The organism is Aeromicrobium sp. (genome assembly GCF_032084975.1).
Classification (GTDB): Bacteria; Actinomycetota; Actinomycetes; order Propionibacteriales; family Nocardioidaceae; genus Aeromicrobium.
Genome location: NZ_DAMDLR010000160.1, coordinates 1 through 1,411, shown reverse-complemented (window position 1 = coordinate 1,411; position 1,411 = coordinate 1). Strand labels below are relative to the sequence as shown.

The 1,411-nt window shown below is 71.8% G+C and carries 1 protein-coding gene and 1 pseudogene; one reads left to right on the top strand and one right to left on the bottom strand.

The features are described 5' to 3' along the window. Positions 1–359, bottom strand: a pseudogene (locus RT323_RS16655) (MFS transporter); the annotation flags it as partial. 87 nt (positions 360–446) lie between these two features. Here RT323_RS16655 and RT323_RS16650 point away from each other — a divergent pair. Beyond that, positions 447–1,411 (top strand): ferrochelatase (locus RT323_RS16650; protein WP_313410416.1); only part of this gene is annotated, 965 nt, incomplete at its 3' end.

Genomic DNA, 1,411 nt, shown 5'->3' with positions numbered 1-1,411 from the left:
CCGGCCTGGGGTGCGCCCGCGCCGGCGATCGCGGCACCGACCGCCGCGCCGAGCAAGGTGGCGTCCACCGTCAGGAGCATGAGCGCGACACCGGCGACGAAGAGCCCGCCGGCCCCCAGCAGCACCGGCGCCTGACCGATGCGGTCCGCGAGCCGCCCCTGCACGGGCGCGAAGACGGCCGACACGATGACGTAGACGGCCATGACGAGTCCCGCCGGTCCGTACTCGTCCGTGCGCGACGAGATGAGCAGCACGATGCCCAGGCCGGTCATCGAGATCGGGAGTCGCCCCAGCGCGCCGGCGGCGGTGAAGGCCGGGGCGCCTGGCGTGGCGAGGATGGTGCGGTAGGCGGACATCATGGCTGGACCAATCTAGGCGTGCGTCCGCCGCCGGACCGCGCCGGGACCGCGAGGCCGGACGACCACCGGGATGGAACACTGGGCAGCATGGACGCACGGCCGTACGACGCTCTCCTGCTGGTCTCCTTCGGTGGACCCGAGAAGCCCGAGGACGTGGTGCCGTTCCTCGAGAACGTGACGCGCGGGCGCGGCATCCCGAAGGAACGGCTCGTCGAGGTCGGCGAGCACTACTTCGGCTTCGGCGGGAAGTCCCCGATCAACGACATCAACCGAGACCTGCTGGCCGCGTTGCGCGCCGACCTCGCCGAGCAGGGGCTCGACCTGCCGGTCTACTGGGGCAACCGCAACTGGGACCCGTACCTGGACGACGCCGTCGAGCAGATGGTCGCCGACGGGGTGCAGCGCGCGATCTGCTTCATGACGAGCGCGTACTCGTCCTACTCGAGCTGTCGGCAGTACCGCGAGAACCTCTTCGAGGTCTCGCACGACCGACCGATCCACCTCGACCGGCTGCGCCAGCACTTCAACCACCCCGTCTTCATCGACCTGTTCACCGAGGCGACGCGTCGTGCCCTGGACGAGGTCGGGGACGACGCACGCGTCGTCTTCGTCACGCACTCGGTCCCGGACCAGATGAACGAGGCCAGCGGGGGCCCCGGGTGCGGCCTCTACGAGCGCCAGCACCTCTCGGCTGCCGGCCTCGTCGCTGAGAACCTCGGCCTGGACGCGTGGTCGCTGGCGTACTGCTCGCGCTCGGGTCCGCCCAGCCAGCCGTGGCTCGAGCCGGACGTCAACGACCACCTCGAGGACCTGGCCGCGCAGGGCGCGACGGGAGTCGTGCTCGTGCCGATCGGCTTCGTGGCCGACCACATGGAGGTCGTGTACGACCTCGACACCGAGGCGAAGGCCACGGCCGAGAAGCTGGGACTGCGCTTCGCGCGCGCCGCCAGCCCCAACGCCGATCCGCGCTACGCCGCGATGGTGCGCGGGCTGGTCCTCGAGCGGGCCGCGGCCGAGCGGGGCGAGTCGCCGGCGCGTCCCGCGCTGGGCGA